Source organism: Streptomyces sp. NPDC006655 (assembly GCF_040703965.1).
Lineage (GTDB): Bacteria > Actinomycetota > Actinomycetes > Streptomycetales > Streptomycetaceae > Streptomyces.
The window spans coordinates 40,714-59,538 of record NZ_JBEYJU010000036.1; the positions used below are offsets into that span (position 1 = coordinate 40,714).

23 protein-coding genes and 3 pseudogenes are annotated in these 18,825 nt (G+C 64.6%); 25 read left to right on the forward strand and 1 reads right to left on the reverse strand.

From position 1 onward, the window contains the following. The first annotated feature begins 145 nt into the window (after positions 1–145). From AB0958_RS21895 to AB0958_RS22000, 22 genes and pseudogenes are all read left to right on the forward strand, one after another. Positions 146–1,000 (forward strand): hypothetical protein, encoded by an 855-nt coding sequence (locus AB0958_RS21895; RefSeq protein ID WP_366892125.1) that lies wholly within the window; start codon positions 146–148, stop codon positions 998–1,000. 364 nt (positions 1,001–1,364) lie between these two features. Continuing rightward, positions 1,365–1,778 (forward strand): hypothetical protein, encoded by a 414-nt coding sequence (locus AB0958_RS21900; protein WP_366892126.1) that lies wholly within the window; start codon positions 1,365–1,367, stop codon positions 1,776–1,778. Positions 1,779–1,848: 70 nt separating this feature from the next. Then, a complete protein-coding gene (locus AB0958_RS21905; RefSeq protein WP_366892127.1) occupies positions 1,849–2,556 on the forward strand; it encodes a hypothetical protein in 708 nt (235 codons plus the stop codon). Between the two features lie 19 nt (positions 2,557–2,575). After that, entirely contained in the window at positions 2,576–2,824 is a 249-nt protein-coding gene (locus AB0958_RS21910) for a hypothetical protein (protein ID WP_366892128.1), read from the forward strand. 176 nt (positions 2,825–3,000) lie between these two features. Then, a complete protein-coding gene (locus AB0958_RS21915; protein ID WP_366892129.1) occupies positions 3,001–3,507 on the forward strand; it encodes a hypothetical protein in 507 nt (168 codons plus the stop codon). Positions 3,508–4,302: 795 nt separating this feature from the next. Continuing rightward, positions 4,303–4,524: an HNH endonuclease signature motif containing protein gene (locus tag AB0958_RS21920; RefSeq protein ID WP_366892130.1), complete on the forward strand. Its 222-nt coding sequence runs from the start codon at positions 4,303–4,305 to the stop codon at positions 4,522–4,524. A gap of 45 nt (positions 4,525–4,569) precedes the next feature. Beyond that, positions 4,570–7,008: a phage/plasmid primase, P4 family gene (locus AB0958_RS21925; RefSeq protein WP_366892132.1), complete on the forward strand. Its 2,439-nt coding sequence runs from the start codon at positions 4,570–4,572 to the stop codon at positions 7,006–7,008. Between the two features lie 67 nt (positions 7,009–7,075). After that, the gene (locus tag AB0958_RS21930) at positions 7,076–8,923 is read left to right on the forward strand and encodes a DNA polymerase (RefSeq protein ID WP_366892133.1); all 1,848 of its coding nucleotides are present in this window, start codon (positions 7,076–7,078) and stop codon (positions 8,921–8,923) included. Between the two features lie 17 nt (positions 8,924–8,940). Next, positions 8,941–9,201: an HNH endonuclease signature motif containing protein gene (locus tag AB0958_RS21935; protein WP_366892134.1), complete on the forward strand. Its 261-nt coding sequence runs from the start codon at positions 8,941–8,943 to the stop codon at positions 9,199–9,201. A gap of 392 nt (positions 9,202–9,593) precedes the next feature. After that, positions 9,594–10,439: a sigma factor gene (locus AB0958_RS21940; RefSeq protein ID WP_366892135.1), complete on the forward strand. Its 846-nt coding sequence runs from the start codon at positions 9,594–9,596 to the stop codon at positions 10,437–10,439. Between the two features lie 65 nt (positions 10,440–10,504). Then, positions 10,505–10,825: a hypothetical protein gene (locus AB0958_RS21945; protein WP_366892136.1), complete on the forward strand. Its 321-nt coding sequence runs from the start codon at positions 10,505–10,507 to the stop codon at positions 10,823–10,825. A 2-nt stretch (positions 10,826–10,827) separates the two neighbouring features. Beyond that, on the forward strand, positions 10,828–11,001 hold the full coding sequence (locus AB0958_RS21950) for a hypothetical protein (RefSeq protein WP_366892137.1): 174 nt from the start codon (positions 10,828–10,830) through the stop codon (positions 10,999–11,001). A gap of 197 nt (positions 11,002–11,198) precedes the next feature. Continuing rightward, entirely contained in the window at positions 11,199–11,900 is a 702-nt protein-coding gene (gene thyX / locus AB0958_RS21955; protein WP_366892138.1) for an FAD-dependent thymidylate synthase, read from the forward strand. After that, positions 11,897–12,061, forward strand: a complete 165-nt coding sequence (locus AB0958_RS21960) for a hypothetical protein (protein ID WP_366892139.1) — start codon at positions 11,897–11,899, stop codon at positions 12,059–12,061. The genes thyX and AB0958_RS21960 overlap by 4 nt, the downstream gene beginning before the upstream one ends. Positions 12,062–12,064: 3 nt before the next feature. Further along, the gene (locus AB0958_RS21965) at positions 12,065–12,211 is read left to right on the forward strand and encodes a hypothetical protein (protein ID WP_366892140.1); all 147 of its coding nucleotides are present in this window, start codon (positions 12,065–12,067) and stop codon (positions 12,209–12,211) included. A gap of 206 nt (positions 12,212–12,417) precedes the next feature. After that, positions 12,418–12,861, forward strand: coding sequence for a deaminase (locus AB0958_RS21970; RefSeq protein WP_366892141.1), 444 nt, complete (start codon positions 12,418–12,420; stop codon positions 12,859–12,861). Continuing rightward, positions 12,858–13,064, forward strand: coding sequence for a hypothetical protein (locus AB0958_RS21975; protein ID WP_366892142.1), 207 nt, complete (start codon positions 12,858–12,860; stop codon positions 13,062–13,064). The genes AB0958_RS21970 and AB0958_RS21975 overlap by 4 nt, the downstream gene beginning before the upstream one ends. Positions 13,065–13,234: 170 nt before the next feature. Then, the gene (locus AB0958_RS21980; RefSeq protein ID WP_366892143.1) at positions 13,235–13,885 is read left to right on the forward strand and encodes a hypothetical protein; all 651 of its coding nucleotides are present in this window, start codon (positions 13,235–13,237) and stop codon (positions 13,883–13,885) included. Between the two features lie 85 nt (positions 13,886–13,970). Continuing rightward, complete coding sequence (locus AB0958_RS21985) at positions 13,971–14,393, forward strand: hypothetical protein (RefSeq protein WP_366892144.1); 423 nt, start codon at positions 13,971–13,973, stop codon at positions 14,391–14,393. Between the two features lie 263 nt (positions 14,394–14,656). Beyond that, complete coding sequence (locus AB0958_RS21990; protein ID WP_366892146.1) at positions 14,657–15,178, forward strand: hypothetical protein; 522 nt, start codon at positions 14,657–14,659, stop codon at positions 15,176–15,178. Positions 15,179–15,670: 492 nt separating this feature from the next. Next, positions 15,671–15,961 (forward strand): hypothetical protein, encoded by a 291-nt coding sequence (locus AB0958_RS21995; protein WP_366892147.1) that lies wholly within the window; start codon positions 15,671–15,673, stop codon positions 15,959–15,961. Positions 15,962–16,295: 334 nt separating this feature from the next. Continuing rightward, positions 16,296–16,457, forward strand: a pseudogene (locus tag AB0958_RS22000) (thiamine-binding protein); the annotation flags it as partial. A 46-nt stretch (positions 16,458–16,503) separates the two neighbouring features. On the opposite strand, the pseudogene AB0958_RS22005 reads toward AB0958_RS22000, so the two are convergent. Continuing rightward, a pseudogene (locus AB0958_RS22005) lies at positions 16,504–17,082 on the reverse strand (DUF5937 family protein); the annotation flags it as partial. A gap of 2 nt (positions 17,083–17,084) precedes the next feature. On the opposite strand from AB0958_RS22005, the pseudogene AB0958_RS22010 reads away from it, so the two are divergent. From AB0958_RS22010 to AB0958_RS22020, 3 genes and pseudogenes are all read left to right on the forward strand, one after another. Next, positions 17,085–17,889 (forward strand): annotated as a pseudogene (locus AB0958_RS22010) (MFS transporter); the annotation flags it as partial. A 10-nt stretch (positions 17,890–17,899) separates the two neighbouring features. After that, positions 17,900–18,409, forward strand: a complete 510-nt coding sequence (locus AB0958_RS22015; protein ID WP_366892148.1) for a MarR family transcriptional regulator — start codon at positions 17,900–17,902, stop codon at positions 18,407–18,409. Between the two features lie 66 nt (positions 18,410–18,475). Further along, the gene (locus AB0958_RS22020; protein WP_358985293.1) at positions 18,476–18,814 is read left to right on the forward strand and encodes a DUF3817 domain-containing protein; all 339 of its coding nucleotides are present in this window, start codon (positions 18,476–18,478) and stop codon (positions 18,812–18,814) included. Positions 18,815–18,825: the final 11 nt, after the last annotated feature.

Consider the following 18,825-nt stretch of genomic DNA (forward strand, 5'->3'; position numbering starts at 1 on the left):
TTGCGTGGTGCTGGTGGTGAAGTGGTGTCTTTTTTCGTACTCACATAAAAACCTAAGGGCAGTACAGAGAAAGACCTCACTTCACCACTCCCACCACAGGCCCCCCTTGCGGTCTAGGTAGTTCGTACCTAGAAAGGGGTCACCCGTGGCCAAGATCAATACCGTTCAGCGCTCCGGCGCGCGGTTCTACGTGAATCCCGAGACGCGCGTCAGTGTGCCGGGCGTTACGTCATCGCTGTCCATGCTGCCCAAGCCGTTCCTGCGCTACTGGGGGCAAAAGCTGGTGGCAGAAACCGCCGTTAAGAGCTTTGCCTTCCTCTCGCAGATGATCGAGACAGCGGGCGAGGACGCTGCCGTTGAGTACCTCAAGAACGCCCCCGGCCGTTACACGAAGATGCGCGCGAATGTGGGAAGCGACGCGCACGATCTGTTTGAGCGCATGATTCGCGGCGAGGCCGTAGGCCGGGTGCATCCGGACCTTGAGCCGTACCGGCGGGGCTTTGCCGAGTTTCTCCGCATGGTGAATCCGGAGCTTGTCCGCGCTGAGGACATTGCATGGTCCGACACGCACGGCTATGCCGGTTCGTTTGATGCGATTCTCCGCGTGTGGGTAATCAAGCGGCTTGATGGCAAGCTGATCATTGATCCGACGCGCGGCCCGGACAGCGAGCCGGTTCTACTCATTGTCGACTGGAAGACGTCCAAGGACACGTATCCGGACGTTGCGCTTCAAATGTCGGCGTACGCGCATGCCGACAAGCTCATTGACTCGGAGGGTGCGGAGCATCCCATGCCGGAGTTCGATGGCGCTGCCGTGCTGCACATCACGCCGGATAGCTGGGCGTTCAAGCCGGTCGACATCAGCGACAAGGTGTTCGCTGTGTTCCTGGCACTCCGTCAGGTCTTCGACTGGGACCGTGATCTTTCGCGCGAGGTTCTCGGCCGTCCGCTGGCGCGCTCCGCTGGCAAGGTCGTGACCGGCACTCAGCGCAGGAAGTAGGGGACATGTTCTATACCGATCCGTGGTTCTGGGGCACCGTGATCTTTTGGCTTGCGTGGACCGGCAGTAAGGGGAAGTGATGCGACGCGATGAGTGGTGGGGAGTGGTCATGGTCGTCATGGCCTTGACGGTTCTCGCTGGGGGTTGCTGGGCGCAGGTGGACGCCCCCTGTAGCGCGTTCAAGTACACCAGCGCGGCTCACGTCCCCGCGCGCTGCCTCATGCGCCCCTAGGCGCCCCAAGTAGCCCCGTGGACTGGCCTGTTGGCTGGTCTGCGGGGCTTTTTGCTGTCCGGCTCCGCCCTCAGGAATCCCTTGCGGTCCAGCACTCCCACAAGGAAGAAACCACAGAGAACGGGAGTGAGCATGCAGCGAATCAGCGTTCCGGCCAGCAAGGTCAAGGAAACCCTCCGCGCGGTTGTTGCCGAACGGCCAGACTATGTCTACGAACTGCCCGCGCACATGGTCGGCACCACCCTGGACGGGGTACCGGTTACCGAAGGTTCCTGCCTGTACGTACACACGGCTGAGGACGGCACGCGTAGCCCCGGTTGCCTGGTCGGTCACGTGCTGGCGCGTCTCGGCGCACCGCTGGAGAAGTTCGAGCCGCTGGAAGGTACGGGCGCGTGCAACGTGGTCCCGGTCTTCCTGGACATTACCGGTGAGCCGGACGACGTGCGCGAGGCAGAGCTTGAGCTTGTCTACGCGCAGTGTGAGCAGGACGGCGAAGCCACCTGGGCTGACGCGCTGGAAGTCGCCACCCGCAAGCCGGGCGAGTAGCGCGGGAATCCCTTGCGATCCAGGACGTTCAGCACACCGGGTAAATTTACCCACTAACGAAGGGGCCCCGATGGCCGTTCGCATCTTTGAGACCGACCCTGACGCCAAGCCGAAGCGCCGGACCTTTACCAAGCAGGAATTCGCGTTCTTCTTCCGCTCCGGCATGAGCGTGTATGACGAGAAGGCGCGCCGTAACCTCCCTGTCTCGCTGGAACACTGGCGAGTCACCACGCCGGACCCGGCTACGGCGGAGGCTATCGCCCAGCTCTATGGCGGTGAAGCCACCGAGTGGGACACGCCCAAGGACGACGCTATGCAGGTTCTCACCACGCGTAGCGCTGTTCAGATCGTGCTCAGCGGGCCCAAGGCCATTGAGGACCGGCTGATTCAGTGGGGCCGCAAGGGTCCCATTCATGAGTGCGACGGAATCACTTCCCTCATGGACCGGAACTACGGCGAACCCTGCGGCTGCCCGGAACTGCTTATGGAGCGCAAGGCGGCTGCTCGCGACGAAATGGGCCCGGCCCCGCACATCAAGGTCACGTTCCGGCTCGCTGACGACTATGACCTTGGTGTCGGCCAGTTCACTTCCACTTCGTGGGACCTGCTGATTTCGCTGGCGGACGTCGAGAATGAGCTTTCCGCCATCGATGGCGAGGCACTCTGCGAACTTTCGCTTGAGCTGGTGGAGTACACGACTAAGAAGGGTCGTGACGTGTCCTACCGCAAGCCGGTCATCACGGTTATCGAGCCTTGGGCCGACGCCCTTACCCGCTGACAGAAAGGACGACAGTTCAATGGCTTTCTATGAGGTTTACCGCGAGGACGAGAACGGCTACGCGTCCGCCATCGTTCGCGCCCACGGTGTCCGGCAGGCTGTCAACGCGCTGACTCACCTGGGATTCACTCAGGACAACTCCGTTGCGGAGCGCATCCCGGACGGGCGCAGCGAGCCGGTGAAGATTCTGGCGACCGTGGAAGAGCGCTCCGCGCCTGAGCCGGACGATTCTCCGGTGTTCGGTTCCGGCGTTATCGCGCTGGTGTAGCACATGGGTGCGCGGCTGATAAACCGCGCCGTCTGGATTGTTGCTCTCAAGGGGGCGGTGGATGAAGAGATTCGCCGTCCCCTCTGGGAGTACCCGCCGGAGGCGCGTGAGGCGGTAAAGCATGAGCGCCGTAGGCGATTCAAGTGGGACATTGACAGCGAGGGAGAGCGCTGAGCATGGCTGAATTCAAGGTCGACCAGGAAGTCAAGTACAAGGGTATGGAAATGCCCGCGCGGATCATCAGCGGACCGCACCCGACGTACGGCGCTGACCGGTGGCTCGTCCGTAAGGCGGACGGAAAGGTGACGCTGGCGCGCGAGGCGGACCTTACGCCGATTCTCGACACGCGCGAAAAGGTCGCCAAGGCCATCTATGAGGGTGTGTCGGCGTACGGCTACAGGTGGGAGATTGCGGGCCACGCGACGCGCGCTAAGTACCTCGCCATTGCCGACAAGGTTGCTAAGGCCGTTGCTCCGGCGCCTACCCGTCCGCTGGCCGTCGGTGACCGCATCCGCATTCTCAAGTCTGGCCTTGACTGGGCCAGTGTTAGGCGCGGTGACGTGTTGACTGTTCAGCGGCTGGAGGATGACAAGACGTTCCGGACGAACGCACCGGGATACGGCCGTGACACATGGGTTTTCAAGGTTGACAGCGAGGGAACCGGCTGGGAGCGGGTGGCGTAGCCGTGGGCAAGCGAGGCACGGTCACTGACTACGGTGGCGACGAGATTTACGCGGGTGACCTAGTCGCCTACGCGACCCGCCGGGGAAACCGTGTGCGGCTCGCTGACGCCATTGTGCAGCGAGTGACTACCCGCCGGATTAAGGGTCGGGTGTATCCCTTCCTGCTGGTGAAGCCAACCGGAAACGAGAGCGGCTTTGTCCGGCGCAAGACTCAGCGCGCGGTATGGGTCGCTGTGGAACACGTGCGGCTGGTGCTTCCGGCGGAGGCGCTGTAGCCGTTCTACCGGGCCCGGTAGGTACCTCCCGACTCCGGGGTGCCTGCCGGGCCCATTCTCATTTTCGGAGGTTCTATGCAGAGGCGTATTTCCTACGCCAACGCTCCGGCCCTAGGCGACGTTCGCCGAATGGCAGCCGGTGACGTAATCCATGTGCGCAGCGACGCCCATAAGCGCAAGGACTGGCCTCGGTACGCGGACGCCATAAGCGTGGCCGTGACTCGCGGCGCATCTGTTTTGAGGGAGGCATGATGGCGACATTCATAGCGGCGCTGGTTGCGCTGGTTATTGGTTTCACTATGGGGGTGAACGCGCGGTGAAAGTCTGTCGGCAATGCGGTCGGGCCAAGAGCGCGGATAGCTTTCTTGCGGGTAAGGCGCAGCGCGTTTCGTCTAGTTGCTCGACTTGCCGGAGAAAGGCAGCAGCAGAGCACCGGCGCCGCTATTACGCGAGTCTTCCGCCGGACAAGCGCCACACGCTGACTCACAAGCGCCGTGCGGACAGCTATGGCGTAGCCCACGTGGCGTACAGCCGGACGGAGATTCTGGCCCGCTGGAAGCGCGCATGTGCCTACTGCAACGGGGTCGCCACGCACCTTGACCACGTGCAGCCGCTTGCCAAGGGCGGCGAGGACGTTGAAGCCAACATCGTCCCGGCGTGTGCCCCCTGCAACCTCAGCAAGGGAGCCAAGACGTTGGCTGAGTGGGCGGAAACCTTCGGCCCGGAACCTCCGCCGTTCTGACAGGAATCCCTTGCGGTCTAGGCAGGCTCAGGAAGGGAGAAAGCCTTGAAATTCCAAGACATCCTGAGCCGGTTCCGCGACGTCAGCGAGACGACTGACGGATACCTCGCCGTCTGCCCCGGCCACAACGACTCGCGGCCCTCGCTGCGCGTGTGGTACGGGGAGGACGGCCGGGTCCGGCTGCATTGCCGTGCCGGTTGTGACACCCCCTCAGTCGTGTACGCGTGCGGCCTCACCATGGCCGATCTGTTCAACGCTGAGGGACCGGGGCTGACCGTGCCCAAGGAAGCGCCTGCCCCGGCTGGTGCCGGTCACGTGGCTGCGCTGGCGTACTTCGTTGACACTACGTCAATCGCCCTATTCGACTACAGCAACAAGCCTGCCAACGATGCTCGTGCTTATGCACACGGCCGGTTTGGTCTGACGGACGATGCGATGGCGGATCTTGAGCTTGGCTACGCGCCTCGCGGCGTCCAGTTCCGTTATGCCTCGCGCGCGTTCACGTCGTACCCGCGTCTCACGGTTCCGCTCAAGGACTTTGCCGGTCGCCCGCGCGGCTTGCAGGGTCGGGACCTCAGCGGATCGTGCCCCGGTCGCTGGGTCTCGCTGGCCAACCCTGAGGGCCACCGATGGGCCGCATACGGCGTCTTTCGCGGGCAGGGTGGCTACGGGGTCACCCTGGTCTCTGAGGGGCCCGGAGACGGCCTCACAGCGGTTTCCGTGGGCTATGACGCCGTGTCCATCCGTGGCGCTGCGCTGGCGGGTAACCCTGAGTTGCTCCGTGAGCTTGCCGACGGCCTCAAGGGCACTCAGGTCATCGCGTGCGGAGACGACGACGATGCGGGCCGACAGTTCAACCGGCGTCTTGCCGACGGCCTCAAGCCCTACGGGATCACGGTCTATGCGCTGCCCCTGGGCGGGCCGGATCTCACGGACTGGCGCGAGGCTGATCCCGACGGTTTTGCCCGGTCGCTGCACTCGGCCGTCAAGGCGGCTACGCCCGTTGTCGACGTCTATGAGCACAAGGCGGAAGCGGCTACGCAGAGCCTCGCTGAGCGCACCGGAGCGGACTTTGTCAGCCGGGACCAGGGCGTTGAAGCCGCGCGCATGCTGGGGGAGTTGACCAAGCAATACGGCGAGTCGCACGCGATCAGTGCATACGCACTCGTGGCGTGGACGGACGGCCGGATCAAGCACGCGCCGGAGCTTGGATTCATGGTCTGGAACGGCCGAGTCTGGGAGCGGAGCGCAACCAAGGTCAGACAGGAAATTCACCGTATGGGCGCCGCGCTGGCGCTTGCTGGCGAGACTGCCGCCGCTAAGACGTTCCTGAACACGACCGGCATTGACAGCATCCTGACAGAGCTGAAGTCGGTGCCCAGCGTTCACGTGGCTTCCCACGAATTCGACAGCGCTACCCACCTGTTGGCGTTCCGCAATGGCACCGTGGATCTCCGCACCGGAAAGCTCCGGCCGCATCACCCGGCGGACATGATGACTGTCTCGCTGGATATCGACTATAAGCCGGGGGCCCCCGCTCCGCGCTGGGAGTCGTTCCTCCGGGAGATCTTCCCGGACAACCCAGAGTTGCCCGACTACATGCGCCGGATGGTTGGCTACGGCATTACCGGGGACGTCAGCGAACAGGCTTTCTGCGTGCTGTGGGGCAAGGGCGCCAACGGCAAATCGGTTTTCACGGACACGCTTACGAGCGTCTTCCGCAACATCACCCGGACCACCGGCTTTGCCACGTTTGAGGAAAAGGCCAACGGCGGAATTCCGAACGATATTGCAGCGCTGCGGGGCTCGCGCCTGGTTATGGCCAGCGAGGGCGAGGCAGGCAAAGCCATGAGTGAGGCCACGCTCAAGCGAGCGACCGGCAAGGAAATGATGCAGGCGCGGTTCCTGCGGAAAGAGTTCTTTGAGTTCAAGCCTCAGTTCCTGATCATGCTGGCGACGAACCACAAGCCGCGTTTTCGCGGGCAGGATGAAGGACTCTGGCGACGCGTGAAGCTGGTGCCGTTCACCCGCTGGTTCGCCCCGCATGAGCGCGACTATGAGCTTGACCGCAAGCTCTTGGCAGAGGCCGAGGGAATCGCCGCTTGGGCCGTCCGTGGCGCTGTCGAGTGGTACGCGCGCGGACTGGGGGAGCCGGAAACCATCAGCGCCGCTACGGCGGAGTACCGGGCCACGTCCGATGCGCTGGCCGGTTTCTACTCGGCCGATCCTGCCGTCTCCGCTGTGCTGGTGAAGGACCCGCGCAGCACCATGAACGGGACCGACGCATTCACCGCGTATCTCGACTGGTGTGAGGCCGAGAACCTCCCCAACAAGGAACGGTGGACCCGGCGCGGTTTCTACAGCGCCATGGAAGAGCGGGGCGTTTACAAGAAAGCCACGAACAAGGGTGTCGGCCTGGTTGGTGTTCGTCTCGCTGACGCGCCACAGGCGGCCGACGGGCCCGGAATCTTCCGCAAGGACTGATGGGTAAATTTACCCGGCCACTGGGGCGGGGGAAGCCTTTGCGCTCCCTCGCCCTAAGGAGGTATGCATGCAGAATTTCTATTTCGGCGTCATGGGCGACACGATTACGGTCAACGTCCCGGAAACCGATGATGACTTGCGGGAGTTCTTCGCTTGGGTGCAGCGCGCCAACGCACGTGGTCCCATTGCGCTGGACACCGAAACCACCGGCCTTGACATATTCAGCCCGACCTACGGACTCCGCACCGTTCAGTTTGGCGACGGCCTGACGGCATGGGTCATCCGCTGGGAATGGGGCGGGCGCTTTGCGGAGGCTGCCCGGTGGGCGCTGCGCGTCATTGACCGGTTCCTGATCCATAACGCGTCGTTCGATTGGCTTGTGCTGGACCGGCATGCGGGTATTCCCATGGAAGTGCTCAGCGCCAAGACGACTGACACCCGGCTACTGGCCGCGCTGGTCGACCCCCGGCAGCCTCAGGACGGCGGGATAGGTACCGGCCTCAAGCCGCTCAGCGCGTTCTATATCGATCCCACGGCGCCGGACACGGCCGGAGACCTCACGGCGGTATTCCGCAGCGAGGGACTCACCAAGGAAACCGGCTGGCGGGGAATCGACATCCGGAATCCCACCTACAACCTGTACGCAGGTCTTGACGTGATCTACACGTCCCGGCTGGAACCGGCGCTCCGGCGCGAAATGGCACGGCTGGACGTCCGGGCAGCGCTGGAACCGTACGAGCATGAGCTTGCCTACATCTGTGCGTACATGATGCGTACCGGCTTCCTGCTGGATCAGGAATACACCCAGGGGCTTGCCGACAAGCTGAGCGGCGAGGAACTCCGGTACCGGGCGACGGCGGAACGCTATGGCGTGGCCAACGTGAACAGTACGGCGCAGATTGCTGAGGCTCTCTGCGGCATGGGGGAGTCGCTGACGGAGCGGACGGCTAGCGGCGCTCTCAAGGTGGATAAAGCCGTACTGCTTGACTTGGCAGACCTGGACCGGGACTGGAAGCGCGTAGGGGCCCGCACACCCAACCCGCTGGCGGATGCCGTCATTCGGGCCAAGCGAGCCGGTAAGTGGCGCAGCACGTACGCGGATACGTTCCTTGAGTCCATGGATGCCAACGGGCGCATACACCCGTTCATAGGCTCGCTGGTTGCTCGCACGGCCCGCATGTCGATTACCCGTCCGGCGCTGCAAACCCTGCCGTCTGGCGACTGGATGATCCGGCGGGCACTGCTGGCCGAACCGGGGCACGTGATCATTTCCACGGACTTCACTGCCGTTGAGATGCGTGTCTTGGCTTCGCTGGCCAACGTCCGCCGGATGCGCGAGGCCATTGCCAGCGGCGAGGACTTGCACGACTTTACGGCACGTCAGGTTTGGGGACCCGGCTTCACTAAGCAGCACCGCAAGATTGGTAAGGGAATCGGGTTTTCCAAGGTCTACGGCGGAGGGGCCGCGACCACTGCCCGGCAAACCGGCGCCGATGAAAACGACGTGCGACGAGCCATGGCGGAGTATGACCGGGTCTACCCGGAAATCAAGCGTTGGTCGTACAAGCTACAGCGCGAGGCACGGTGGAATTCCTGGGTCGGCGTCAGCGAAACCGGGCGACGGCTGCCGGTCGACCGTAACCGCGCGTACGCCATCGTGAATTACGTGGTGCAGAGCACTGCTCGGGATTGCCTGGGCAACGCGCTGATTACCGCCAAGGAATCCGGCCTGTTGGATTACATGCGGCTGCCCATCCATGACGAAATTCTGGCTAGCGCCCCGCGTGCTGAGGCTAAGGAAATCGCCAAGGAATTCGAGCGCTGCATGACGTTCAGTCTCGGCGGAGTCCCCATTGAGGCTGAGGCCGAAATCGGCGGGAATAGCTGGGGCAGCCTGTACGGAGCGGCGGCATAGCCAAGGGCGGGGGCGGGATGTTCTACCGGCGCAAGCGGAGTGATCCCGCCCCTACGCGGAGCGAAATCTACGCACAGTGGGTAGAAGCGGACGCATGGGCATGCATCTACTGCGGCGCACCCTGGGAACATGCCGACCACTTCCAGCCGCTAGCCCGAGGCGGAGCCGACGCTGTCTGGAATCTGTGGCCAGCATGCGCGCTCTGTAACGTCACGAAAGCGGATCGTGACCCCTATGAGTACCTGCGATCACTAAGAGCGACGGCTCATGGCGGGTAAATTTACCCACCGCGACGTGACCGAATCTTGACCCTGACGCATCGTCGTGCGTTCTCAGTCATGTTTCCGTTGGTAACCCCTTCGATCTACGTGCGTAGCTTCGCTGCATTCACAGCGGACACAGGTGTTTCACCTTGCTTTCACAGGTTGTGAAGATCGTCTAGCCCGCTGACCTGCGGTTTTCACGCCTTCCTTACATGGCGTTTCACGCATACGTTCACGGCACAACGAACGGCGGTCAGCAAAGGCCACGCCCCGCCGGGAGTTACGACTCCTGTGCGGGGCTTGTTCATGCCCCGAACCAAGTGTGACCCAGCTCACGCCGTGGCCTAGCTCCGCTCAGGAATCCCTTGCGCTCTAGCGCAACCACACCTGAGAAACGGAGCAAAACCATGATCGATCTCACCGTTGAGCAGATCCGCGCGGCAGCCGCCAACGATCTTCAGGCCGTCACCGAGGTTCTCGCAGCACTCGAACCGCGCATCGGTCAGTTGGCCAACAAGTACGCGGCTAACGGTGGGGTCCGGAACCACGATCTTGCAGAGGACCTTGAGCAAGAGGGACGCGTGGCCGTCTGGCAGTGCATAGCCCGCTTCGAGGGTGACAGCGTCGCTCAGTTCTTCACCTACATCGATCGGACGCTGCGCGGAGTCATGGACGACAAGCGACGCTGCGAGACCCGCCCCGGAGTCAGCGAGGACACGGCGCGCCGGTTTGAGCGCTGCCTCACGGTGTGCGCTGGCGACCCGTACGAGGCGGAGCGCGAGGCACAGCGGGTGGACGGTTGCTTGGGCCGTGAGCGGCTCTCCCGAGAGATGGCCTACGCCGCGCGCCTTTCGTGGCAGGGGCTCAGGTACCTGGATGCACCGATTCCGGCGGGCCCGAACATGCTTGGTGACCCGAGTGAGCAGACCCGGACGCTGGTGGAAGTGGTCGCGGACAAGTACGTGGGTATCCCGGATGACCTCGCGGATTCCGCTGACATTGAGCGCGGGCACCGTAAGGCCATCAAGGAAGCCGTTCACGCCACGTTGAACCGCATGGGCCGCCAGCAGGCTTTCGTACTCAAGGCGACTTACGGAATCGACCCGGTTCCGCCGATGGACACGGACCGCGAAATCGGTGAGGCGCTGGGGCTCGGCGAAAAGGTCTCCGTCCGGTCGATTCGCGCCCGTGGACACGCCCGGTTCCGTGAGCTGTACCTTGCGGGCGCCGCTGGTGCGGAGGTGACCGCGTGAAGGTCTGGCGAGTGGGGCACCGGTCCATCATCAGCGGATCGAGCGGGTTGCCCCTGGGGCCGTACGTGGACCCCTACAGCCTTCCGGCAGAAGATCGAGAGCGCATCTTCAGCATGCGATTCGATCACTGTGACGACACGCACAACGCGCCATACGGTGACCCGAAGCTTGGCGGAATCGCTTACGACGAAGTCTGTGGGTTGGACTCCCGTGAATCGCTCGCAGAATGGTTCGAGGGGTGGACACACCAGTTGGCCATGAGCGGCTTTGAGATTCACGTCTACGAAGTGCCGGACGAACAAGCACGGGTTGGCGCAGACGGACAGACGGTTTTCCGCGCTGCAAAGGCAGTGCTGATCGGTACCGAATCCCTCACGGAGGCGTAGCCATGCAGACCTACCGACTCACCAGCGGCCACACGGTCACCATTCAGCGCGGCCGACCTGGTATCGAATTCGTGACGCGCAATGCGCAGGGGGAAACCATCAGCAGCGTTACGCGGTCGCTCGCTGACTCCGTCCCGCTGATCAAGCGTCTTCAGTGCTCGGGCACCGCCATCTGAGGGAGAGAACGTGAAGAACAACCTTCGGTTCGTGTTTTGGATGATCACGCTTTGGCTGGTGCTGATCATCTGGTTCGTTGAGGACTTGGCCGGAATCAAGTAGGTCACCACAAGCCGGGGCAGTGAGGGACTGGAACGCGCGACGTGCCCTCCCTCGCTGCCCCTTCCAGTTCTACGAACGAGAGGGGCTTACGCCCATGAAGGTTGAAATCATCGCGTCGACAGAAGTGCACTACGACAACGCGCTTGAGCGTGAGTACGGGTACCGGGTGCATGGCGAGGTGGGCCAGCCGATACCCACAGATGCTGACGCGCTGAGCGAGGCAGCCGGACGCATCTGCTACCTGTCGTGGGGCCGCCAGAGGCCCGCTACAGCGACGAACGCCGGGTACCTGGGGAACATCCTGGCCCAAGGCCATCACAGCGTCCTAGAACACTCCTCAGTGACGTTCCTGGTGCGTGGCGTGAGCCGGAGCCTGCTAGCCGAGCTGACCCGGCACCGGCATCTGTCGTTCAGCGTGGTCAGTCAGCGCTACGTGCCGTACGGCGAGACTGAGCCGGTCATCCCTCCGGCGCTGCGCGATGACCCTGAGATTTCCAAGGTGCTGCGCGATGTGTACGGCAACGCGCTGATCTCATACGAGACACTTACGGCCTCACTGGTGGCCCGAGGCGCGAACCGCAAACAGGCCCGCGAAGCGGCTAGGGCCGTACTGCCAAATGCCGCGCCGGTCGACATGGTGGTAACCGGTAACCTCCGGGCGTGGCGTGACGTCATGAGCAAGCGGTACGCGCCCAGCGCCGATGCCGAGATACAGGAATTCGCGCGGGAAGCCCTTGCGCTCCTAAGGAATATCGCACCAAACAGCTTTCAGGACTTTGCCGGAGGTGGAGAGTGACCAGACTTGAGGCACTGATCAAGGCGCGAGAAATAGTGGACGCGATGGCGACCAACGGCAGGGGCTATCAGGATGGCGTGAAATTCGCCGACAAGATAGCGGCCACTGAGCGTTATGCGCGATTCCTGCTGGGTGACGACGAAAACGAGAGTGAGGTATAGCCCATGTTCGACATGTTCAGCGCGTCCCGGAAGATTGCGGCGCAGTACCGAGAGATCTTTGAGGCTCTGGTGGAAATGGGCTTCACCGATTCTCAGGCCATGACCATTCTTACCGCGCTGATTGGGGCCCCCATTGTCCGGCAGGACTAAGCGCGTCGCTCTCGCGGTAGCCGCCATGCTCGCTTCGCTGCTGGGCCTCTCGGCCTGTGACCCCGGGCCGGATTGCGTGCGGAGCCACACAGATACTCAGTGGGTAACGGTGATCGGCTATAAGGGCGCCGTGACTGTGCATCCCGTATTCGTCTCGGTTTGTGACCAGTACGCCAAGCAGTGATACACCAACCGGAGTACGGGCCGTGGAATCTACACACGTAGTTGGTAACGGTCGCCCCGACTGGGACGCGTATTTCCTAGCCGGGGCATCCTGGGCGGCTACTCGCGCGGACTGCACCCGGCGGAAGGTGGGCGCCATTCTGGTAAACGCACGCAACGAAGTGCGCGGAGTCGGATACAACGGCGCGCCCAGTGGAATTCCAGGATGCGCCAGCGCCGGAGCCTGCCCGCGTGGACAGCTGAGCTACAGCGAATGCGCAGCGAATGCCGATTACGCCAACTGCATTGCCGACCACGCCGAACGCAACGCCCTACGCCACGCCGACCCGGCAGAGCTGAGCGGCGCCACGCTGTATGTCACTGACGAACCGTGCCCCTCATGCTGGACGCTGATTCGAGCCGCTGGTGTGCGCCAAGTCGTTACCCCAGCGGGTAAATTTACCCACCCATTGGAGACTCGCGCATGAAACGAGCATTCGCCGTCGGCCTCGCTGGTCTGGTGCTCAGCCTCACGGCTGGTTGCGGTACCGCCGACCCGCTCAACAACGGCGACGGGGGAGGCCCAACGGCCAGCGCCACGGCCAAGCCTGAGGGTGACTCGCACTACTACCCCAGTGTGGGCAAGGTCACTCATCGGCCCAAGGCCAAGCACCACAAGTCAGCCGGGTAAATTTACCCACTGGGCCCGTTCTTCAGCTTGACGGCTGAGGGGCGGGCCCTTAGCGTGTGCGGAGTTGGTTCGACGGTAGGGGAGGGGCAAGGATGTACACGCGAGGGCAGGCAGTCAGGTACATAGGGGAAGCGGCTGGTCTGTCCGGCGCTGAGGGGCACGTATCTCAGGTGGTGGACCATGGGGAAGAATGGGACAGCCACGGCTACGGGCGCTATACTTACGGCGTTCGGTTTGATAACGGCAAAAAGCACTGCTCAGAGTGGGAGATTGAAGCCATGGCCAAGGGGCGCGAGACGGTAGTGATCCACCCGGACGGTACTCAGTCCACCCGCCGTAGCGAAACCAAGATCTACACGCACGCCGTTGAGTCCAAGCAAGATCTTTGGGCGTCCGCCCGGATTCAGCACGCGCAAGCCAAGGCTGTGCGCGCCCAAAAGGCCAAGTTCATTGAGGCAGTGAAGGGCGGGAAGGTGGTGCGCAAGTCTTCACCCGTGGCGAACTACTCGAAGCGTTCGGATGTGTACCTGTTGCACGCGGACGGCGAACGGTTCTGGCTCGGTTCCGAGTACGGCGCCAGCGAGACCGGCCCGCTTGATCTAAAGGTGGAGATCCGGCGCGTGCTGGCCGACTATGACAAGCGCGCGGAAACCCATGAGCGCGACGCGCGAACCGCTGAGTCAGGTCCCCGGTACCGCTACGGCGTATGGCGCTGGTCACAGAATGAGGTGAACGCCACCAAGGCGGCAAGTGAGTTCGCCAAGAACCACACGCGGGGGACCACCACCTATCGCGTGGTCCCGGTTGAGGCAGCCGAGTAAATTTACCCACCAAGGGGCTTGCATCTACGGGTGCGGGCCCTTTAGTGTTCCCTCGTTAGGTCAACACAGCGAAGGGGCGGGCACGATGAACATCACGGCAGCGCAGCGCAACGGCAAGCACTACGGCGAGGTTCGCAACGGGGACCGCATCGTGTTCCGCTCCGCTGGGTACATCACGGAGCGCATGGCACTGGCCGACGCCCGGTGCTGGGTCGCGTTCCACGGAAAGGCGGTCGAGATGGTACGAATTCCGGTGTCGGGTGGCAGGGAAGTTGAGATCTCCCTGGGAGCCATGTGGGACGTCTGGAACCTCTGGAGCCGGTACCTTGGTGAGCGTCGGGGGCGTGAGAACTTCGCTGCGCACCGCACGATCAAGGAACTCCGCGCGCTGGGTCTGGGGCTTGAGCACAGCGAATTTCGGGACGTGTACCACTGGGTGAACGACCAGCAGTCCCGATGGGCGGAGGAAGGTCGGAAGGCAGTAGAACGGTTCAAGGCGGAGCGGTAGCAGGGCAGGCAGGCGGCTAGGGCGGGTAAATTTACCCACCTAGCCGCTTTTTGGTGGCGTAAGTTACTGTTCGGTATCATCGAACGCTGTGCGTACGCAAGCGACTTTGCGTAAATTTGACTGCAATGCGAACATGGCGCTGACCTGCTGGTTTCCCCAGAAACAGACGGTTTCCTGATTATCCGTCGGTTTCCGACCTTAGCGATCTCTTAACGTTGAAACTTCCGCCCCCCACATGCGGACAAGAACAACCGGAAGATCACATGGTGCCCACGCTCGACGTTTTCATTGAGATAGCCACGAACACACCGAACGGCTGGGCATGGGTCGTGCACCCCGCCGGGCCAGCAAACGAGTACGTCTACACGCGTCCGGAGTTGCTCCGCGTGCTCAAGGCGTACGGGCGCTGGGGCTCCAACCTGACGGGCGGGGCGCACATACGACTGACCACGCGAGGGCGGTTCAGTGGCCGGGTGTGCGGCCAGTGGGAATGGGCCGGACACATGCCGGTGGGCGAACCCTGGGTCTACTGGCCAGCGTGGGAGAACCTGTGTTTTCAGGCTCAGCTACACGTGCCCTACTACACCGAGCACGACGACAGGAAGCTTGTCGACACAGGGGCCACGGACGTGCGCACGCTGAGGATGGCGCCGGTAGTCGACCCACCCCCACTGGCCGACAGCGGGCCACACGTACGAGACAAGTACGACGTGCCGCATGAGGGGGCGCTGGCGGATCTCTACGGACTCCAGCAGCGCAGCGATGACGATAGGTTCAGGGCATGACTGTTGGATACAAGTGGCGGCTAGCCGGGCGTGAGCTGGCCGGAGGAAACAAGCGAGTCGAGGCGTGCGATGGGGACGGGGTGGCGGATGCCGTCCAAGACGTCACAGACGCCCTCACAGCGGCTCTCAGGCGCACGTACGGGCGAGAGGACCCGGAGACGCTGGCGAAGCTTCTGACGGCCTACTGGGGGCCACTACGGCACACCATGCAGACAGACGGGGTGACCGCCACACGATCGGCTGGTGGTCGCTGGCGGGGTTCCGCTGGGCCGATCAGCGTGGAACTCTGGTGTCTGTGAACACAGAACTAGACACAGAGCGCTATGCGGTTGTGCAAGATCCGTTCGCGCATTGGTCCCGGCCGTACAAGATCATTGACCGTGAGATGGGGGAGGCGTATTGCAAGCTCCCAGACGACTTCGGCGAACTCCAGCCGCTGAGGTTCCACAACGCCAAGGCAGCACGGGAATGGCTCGCCAGAATGGAGCGCGCGTGAGCATCACCAGCGGCCGGTACGCCGTGATCCAGAAAGGCAAGGGTCCCTACGGCATTTGGGATCACACGCTGCGCGACTGGTGCACGCTGGCCGTCGGGTACGCAATCGTGGAACACATGCCGCTTGAATGGCGGACGGCCAGCGAAGCGCGCGAGTGGCTCATGCGCTGCCGGATGGCGTGGCTCTGGAACCAGGCGCCCATGCCGGAAGGTGCTGGCGCAATGCTCCGGGAGGTACCGACCGTGAACGAACGAGGGGAGCGGGACATGACCTTTGAGTGGGAGTAAGCAGGCTCCGGAGCGTCCTTAGCGCCCCGGAACCTGCCTGCCGCAGTCTATGCCCCATCTGGCCCCGTGCTAGGTGGGGCACAGTTATGCTTCCGATCATGAAAACTCGATACGTAGTGACCCGGCTTGTCAGTGGGCAAGGGTGGGGAATCCTGGACCGGCGCATGCGCGCGTTCTGCTCGCTGGCCGGTAGTCCGCTGGAGTGGGCAGCGCAGACGGACGCGGAGGGGTGGCTGTACCGATGCCGGGTCGCATGGCGGGCGGGGCTCATACCAGCGCCGGACGGCTGGAACGGGCGCTAGATGGCTCATGTACTCCAGGGTGTGCATGTTCCGGCGAGTGGGACGAGGTGATGGACGTCGTCAGGCGCGCCGTCGCCGCCGTGGAGGCGCGCGCCCCGCGGGTCTCCCTGGTCCTCAAGGCGGACATTCGGCCCGGCGTCACCGACGGGCTCACCAGCAAGGTGGCGACGGTCGAGCGGTACCTCGCCGAATAGCCGACGGCACGCACCGAGCACCCCGGGCCGGCACGGGCCGGGGTGCTCAGTCGTCCCCGGGGGCCGTCGCGCCCGACGCCAGGGCGATGCCGAGCGGGGTCCGCTCGTACAGCACCTGGTGGCCGTAGCGGCGGGAGGTCAGCAGGCCCGCGTCCCGCAGCGCCGTCAGGTGCGCGGAGACCGAGGAGGGGGCCAGCCGGAGCCGGTGGGCGAGGGCGGTGGTGCTCGCGGGGTCGGTGAGCGCGCCGAGCACGGCGGCGCGGCCCCGGCCCAGGAGCCGTACCAGCGCGTCCGGTGTGGTGGCCGCGGGCTCCGTCCACAGGCCGCCGATGCCCCGGGCGGGGTAGACCAGCGTCGGGCGCGCGGGCGGGTCGAAGGTGCTGATCAGGTCCGGCCAGGTGAACACGCTCGGCATCAGCACCAGGCCCTGTCCGCCGAGGTGCCGCTCGTACCGGCCCGCCGACCGCACGGTCAGCGTCCCGCTGCGCCATGCGCAGTCGCGGTGGATCTCCGGCAGCAGGCCGCCCAGGCCGACCTCGGCGAGCCGCCGGGAGTGGAAGGCGATGTCCGCCTCCAGCAGGGCGCGCAGCCGGGGCCAGTCCGGGGCCACCAGGACCTCCCAGGCACGGCCTCGGCGGCCTGCTGCTCGCCGTCCTCACCCCCCGCCACGCCCTGCTGATCACCGTCGCGGGCTTCCTCGCCTCGGCCGTGCTGCTGCGCCTGGGCACCCGGCACCGGCCCGCCCGCGCCCGCGGCGCCGGGACCCGGGAGCAGGGCGGCACCCGGCGGGTGCTCGCCGACCCCCCGGTCCGCCGCCTCCTCCTGCTCTTCTGGGTCCCGGCGATGTTCGCCGTCGTCCCCGAGGCCCTCGCCGCCCCCTACGCCGACGCCCTCGGCACCGGCTCCCCGGGCTCGGGCTGCTGATGTGCGCGCTGCCGGTCGGCACGGTCGCGGGGGAGCTGTACGCGGGGGCCCGGCTCGGCCCGGCCGCCCGGGAACGGATCGCCCTGCCGCTGGTCTGCCTCACCCTGCTGCCGTACCTGTGGGCTACGCGCTGCACCCCTCCCTCGCCGTCTCGTCGCTGCTCCTGGCACTGGCCGGCGCCGGTTCGGCGTACACGCTGGGCCTGGACCAGTGGTTCGTGCGCGCCGTGCCCACGGAACTGCGCGGCCGGGCCATGACGGTGCTCAGCGCGGGGCTGATGACCATCCAGGGCGTGGGCATGACGCTGGCCGGGGTGGCGGCGGAGGCGGTGGGGGTTCGGGCCACGGTGGCGGGCGCCGGTGCGGTGGGCGCGGTGTGCTGCTGCGCCCTCGCGGCGGCGGCCCGGCGGACGGTGCCCGCGGGCTCGTGACCGGGCCGGGATCTCGCGGTCGTCGCGGAGGTGACCGAAAGCCGAGACAGGGCTGACCGCTATATGACCGGCCGGTAGGGTCGGGGGCGTGCCCAAGCCACTCAGTCTCCCCTTCGACCCCATCGCCCGTGCCGACGACCTCTGGAAGCAGCGCTGGGGGAGCGTCCCGTCGATGGCCGCGATCACGTCGATCATGCGGGCCCAGCAGATCCTGCTGGCCGAGGTCGACGCCGTGGTCAAACCGTACGGGCTGACGTTCGCGCGCTACGAGGCGCTGGTCCTGCTCACCTTCTCCAAGGCCGGCGAACTGCCGATGTCGAAGATCGGTGAGCGTCTGATGGTGCATCCCACCTCGGTGACGAACACGGTCGACCGGCTGGTCAAGTCGGGTCTGGTCGCCAGGCGGCCCAACCCCAACGACGGCCGCGGCACGCTCGCCACGATCACCGAGAAGGGCCGCGCGGTCGTCGAGGCGGCCACCCGCGACCTGATGGCGATGGACTTCGGGCTCGGCGTGTACGACGCCGAGGAGTGCGGGGAGATCTTCGCGATGCTGCGGCCGCTCAGGGTCGCCGCGCACGACTTCGACGAGGACTGACCGCGCCCTGGGCCGAGCCGTGCCCCGGGGCAAGATCTCCCGGAACGGGTGGTTACGCTCGTCCCCATGAAAAAGAGCGTGCTGACCCGCTACCGCGTCCTGGCCTACGTCACCGGTGTGCTGCTGGTGCTGCTGTGCCTGAGCATGATCGCCAAGTACGGGCTGGACATCTCCGGTGCGGCCGACGTCACCCGGGTCGTCGCCATCGCGCACGGCTGGCTCTACGTCGTCTACCTGGTCTTCGCCTTCGACCTGGGCTCCAAGGCGAAGTGGCCGGTCGGCAAGCAGCTGTGGGTGCTGCTGGCGGGCACGATCCCGACGGCCGCCTTCTTCGTGGAGCGCAAGGTCACCCGCGAGCTCGACGCCAAGGTGACGGAGCCCTCGCCGGTCGCGGCCAAGGCCTGAGGGCCGGAACA

Excerpts from the sequence above, each read along its gene's own strand:
- AB0958_RS21900 (WP_366892126.1), top strand. The coding sequence starts at position 1,365 with ATGCAGCGAATCAGCGTTCCGGCCAGCAAGGTCAAGGAAACCCTCCGC.
- AB0958_RS21905 (WP_366892127.1), top strand. The coding sequence starts at position 1,849 with ATGGCCGTTCGCATCTTTGAGACCGACCCTGACGCCAAGCCGAAGCGC.
- AB0958_RS21910 (WP_366892128.1), top strand. The coding sequence starts at position 2,576 with ATGGCTTTCTATGAGGTTTACCGCGAGGACGAGAACGGCTACGCGTCC.
- AB0958_RS21915 (WP_366892129.1), top strand. The coding sequence starts at position 3,001 with ATGGCTGAATTCAAGGTCGACCAGGAAGTCAAGTACAAGGGTATGGAA.
- AB0958_RS21930 (WP_366892133.1), top strand. The coding sequence starts at position 7,076 with ATGCAGAATTTCTATTTCGGCGTCATGGGCGACACGATTACGGTCAAC.
- AB0958_RS21935 (WP_366892134.1), top strand. The coding sequence starts at position 8,941 with ATGTTCTACCGGCGCAAGCGGAGTGATCCCGCCCCTACGCGGAGCGAA.
- AB0958_RS21940 (WP_366892135.1), top strand. The coding sequence starts at position 9,594 with ATGATCGATCTCACCGTTGAGCAGATCCGCGCGGCAGCCGCCAACGAT.
- AB0958_RS21950 (WP_366892137.1), top strand. The coding sequence starts at position 10,828 with ATGCAGACCTACCGACTCACCAGCGGCCACACGGTCACCATTCAGCGC.
- thyX (WP_366892138.1), top strand. The coding sequence starts at position 11,199 with ATGAAGGTTGAAATCATCGCGTCGACAGAAGTGCACTACGACAACGCG.
- AB0958_RS21965 (WP_366892140.1), top strand. The coding sequence starts at position 12,065 with ATGTTCGACATGTTCAGCGCGTCCCGGAAGATTGCGGCGCAGTACCGA.
- AB0958_RS21975 (WP_366892142.1), top strand. The coding sequence starts at position 12,858 with ATGAAACGAGCATTCGCCGTCGGCCTCGCTGGTCTGGTGCTCAGCCTC.
- AB0958_RS21985 (WP_366892144.1), top strand. The coding sequence starts at position 13,971 with ATGAACATCACGGCAGCGCAGCGCAACGGCAAGCACTACGGCGAGGTT.
- AB0958_RS21990 (WP_366892146.1), top strand. The coding sequence starts at position 14,657 with ATGGTGCCCACGCTCGACGTTTTCATTGAGATAGCCACGAACACACCG.
- AB0958_RS22020 (WP_358985293.1), top strand. The coding sequence starts at position 18,476 with ATGAAAAAGAGCGTGCTGACCCGCTACCGCGTCCTGGCCTACGTCACC.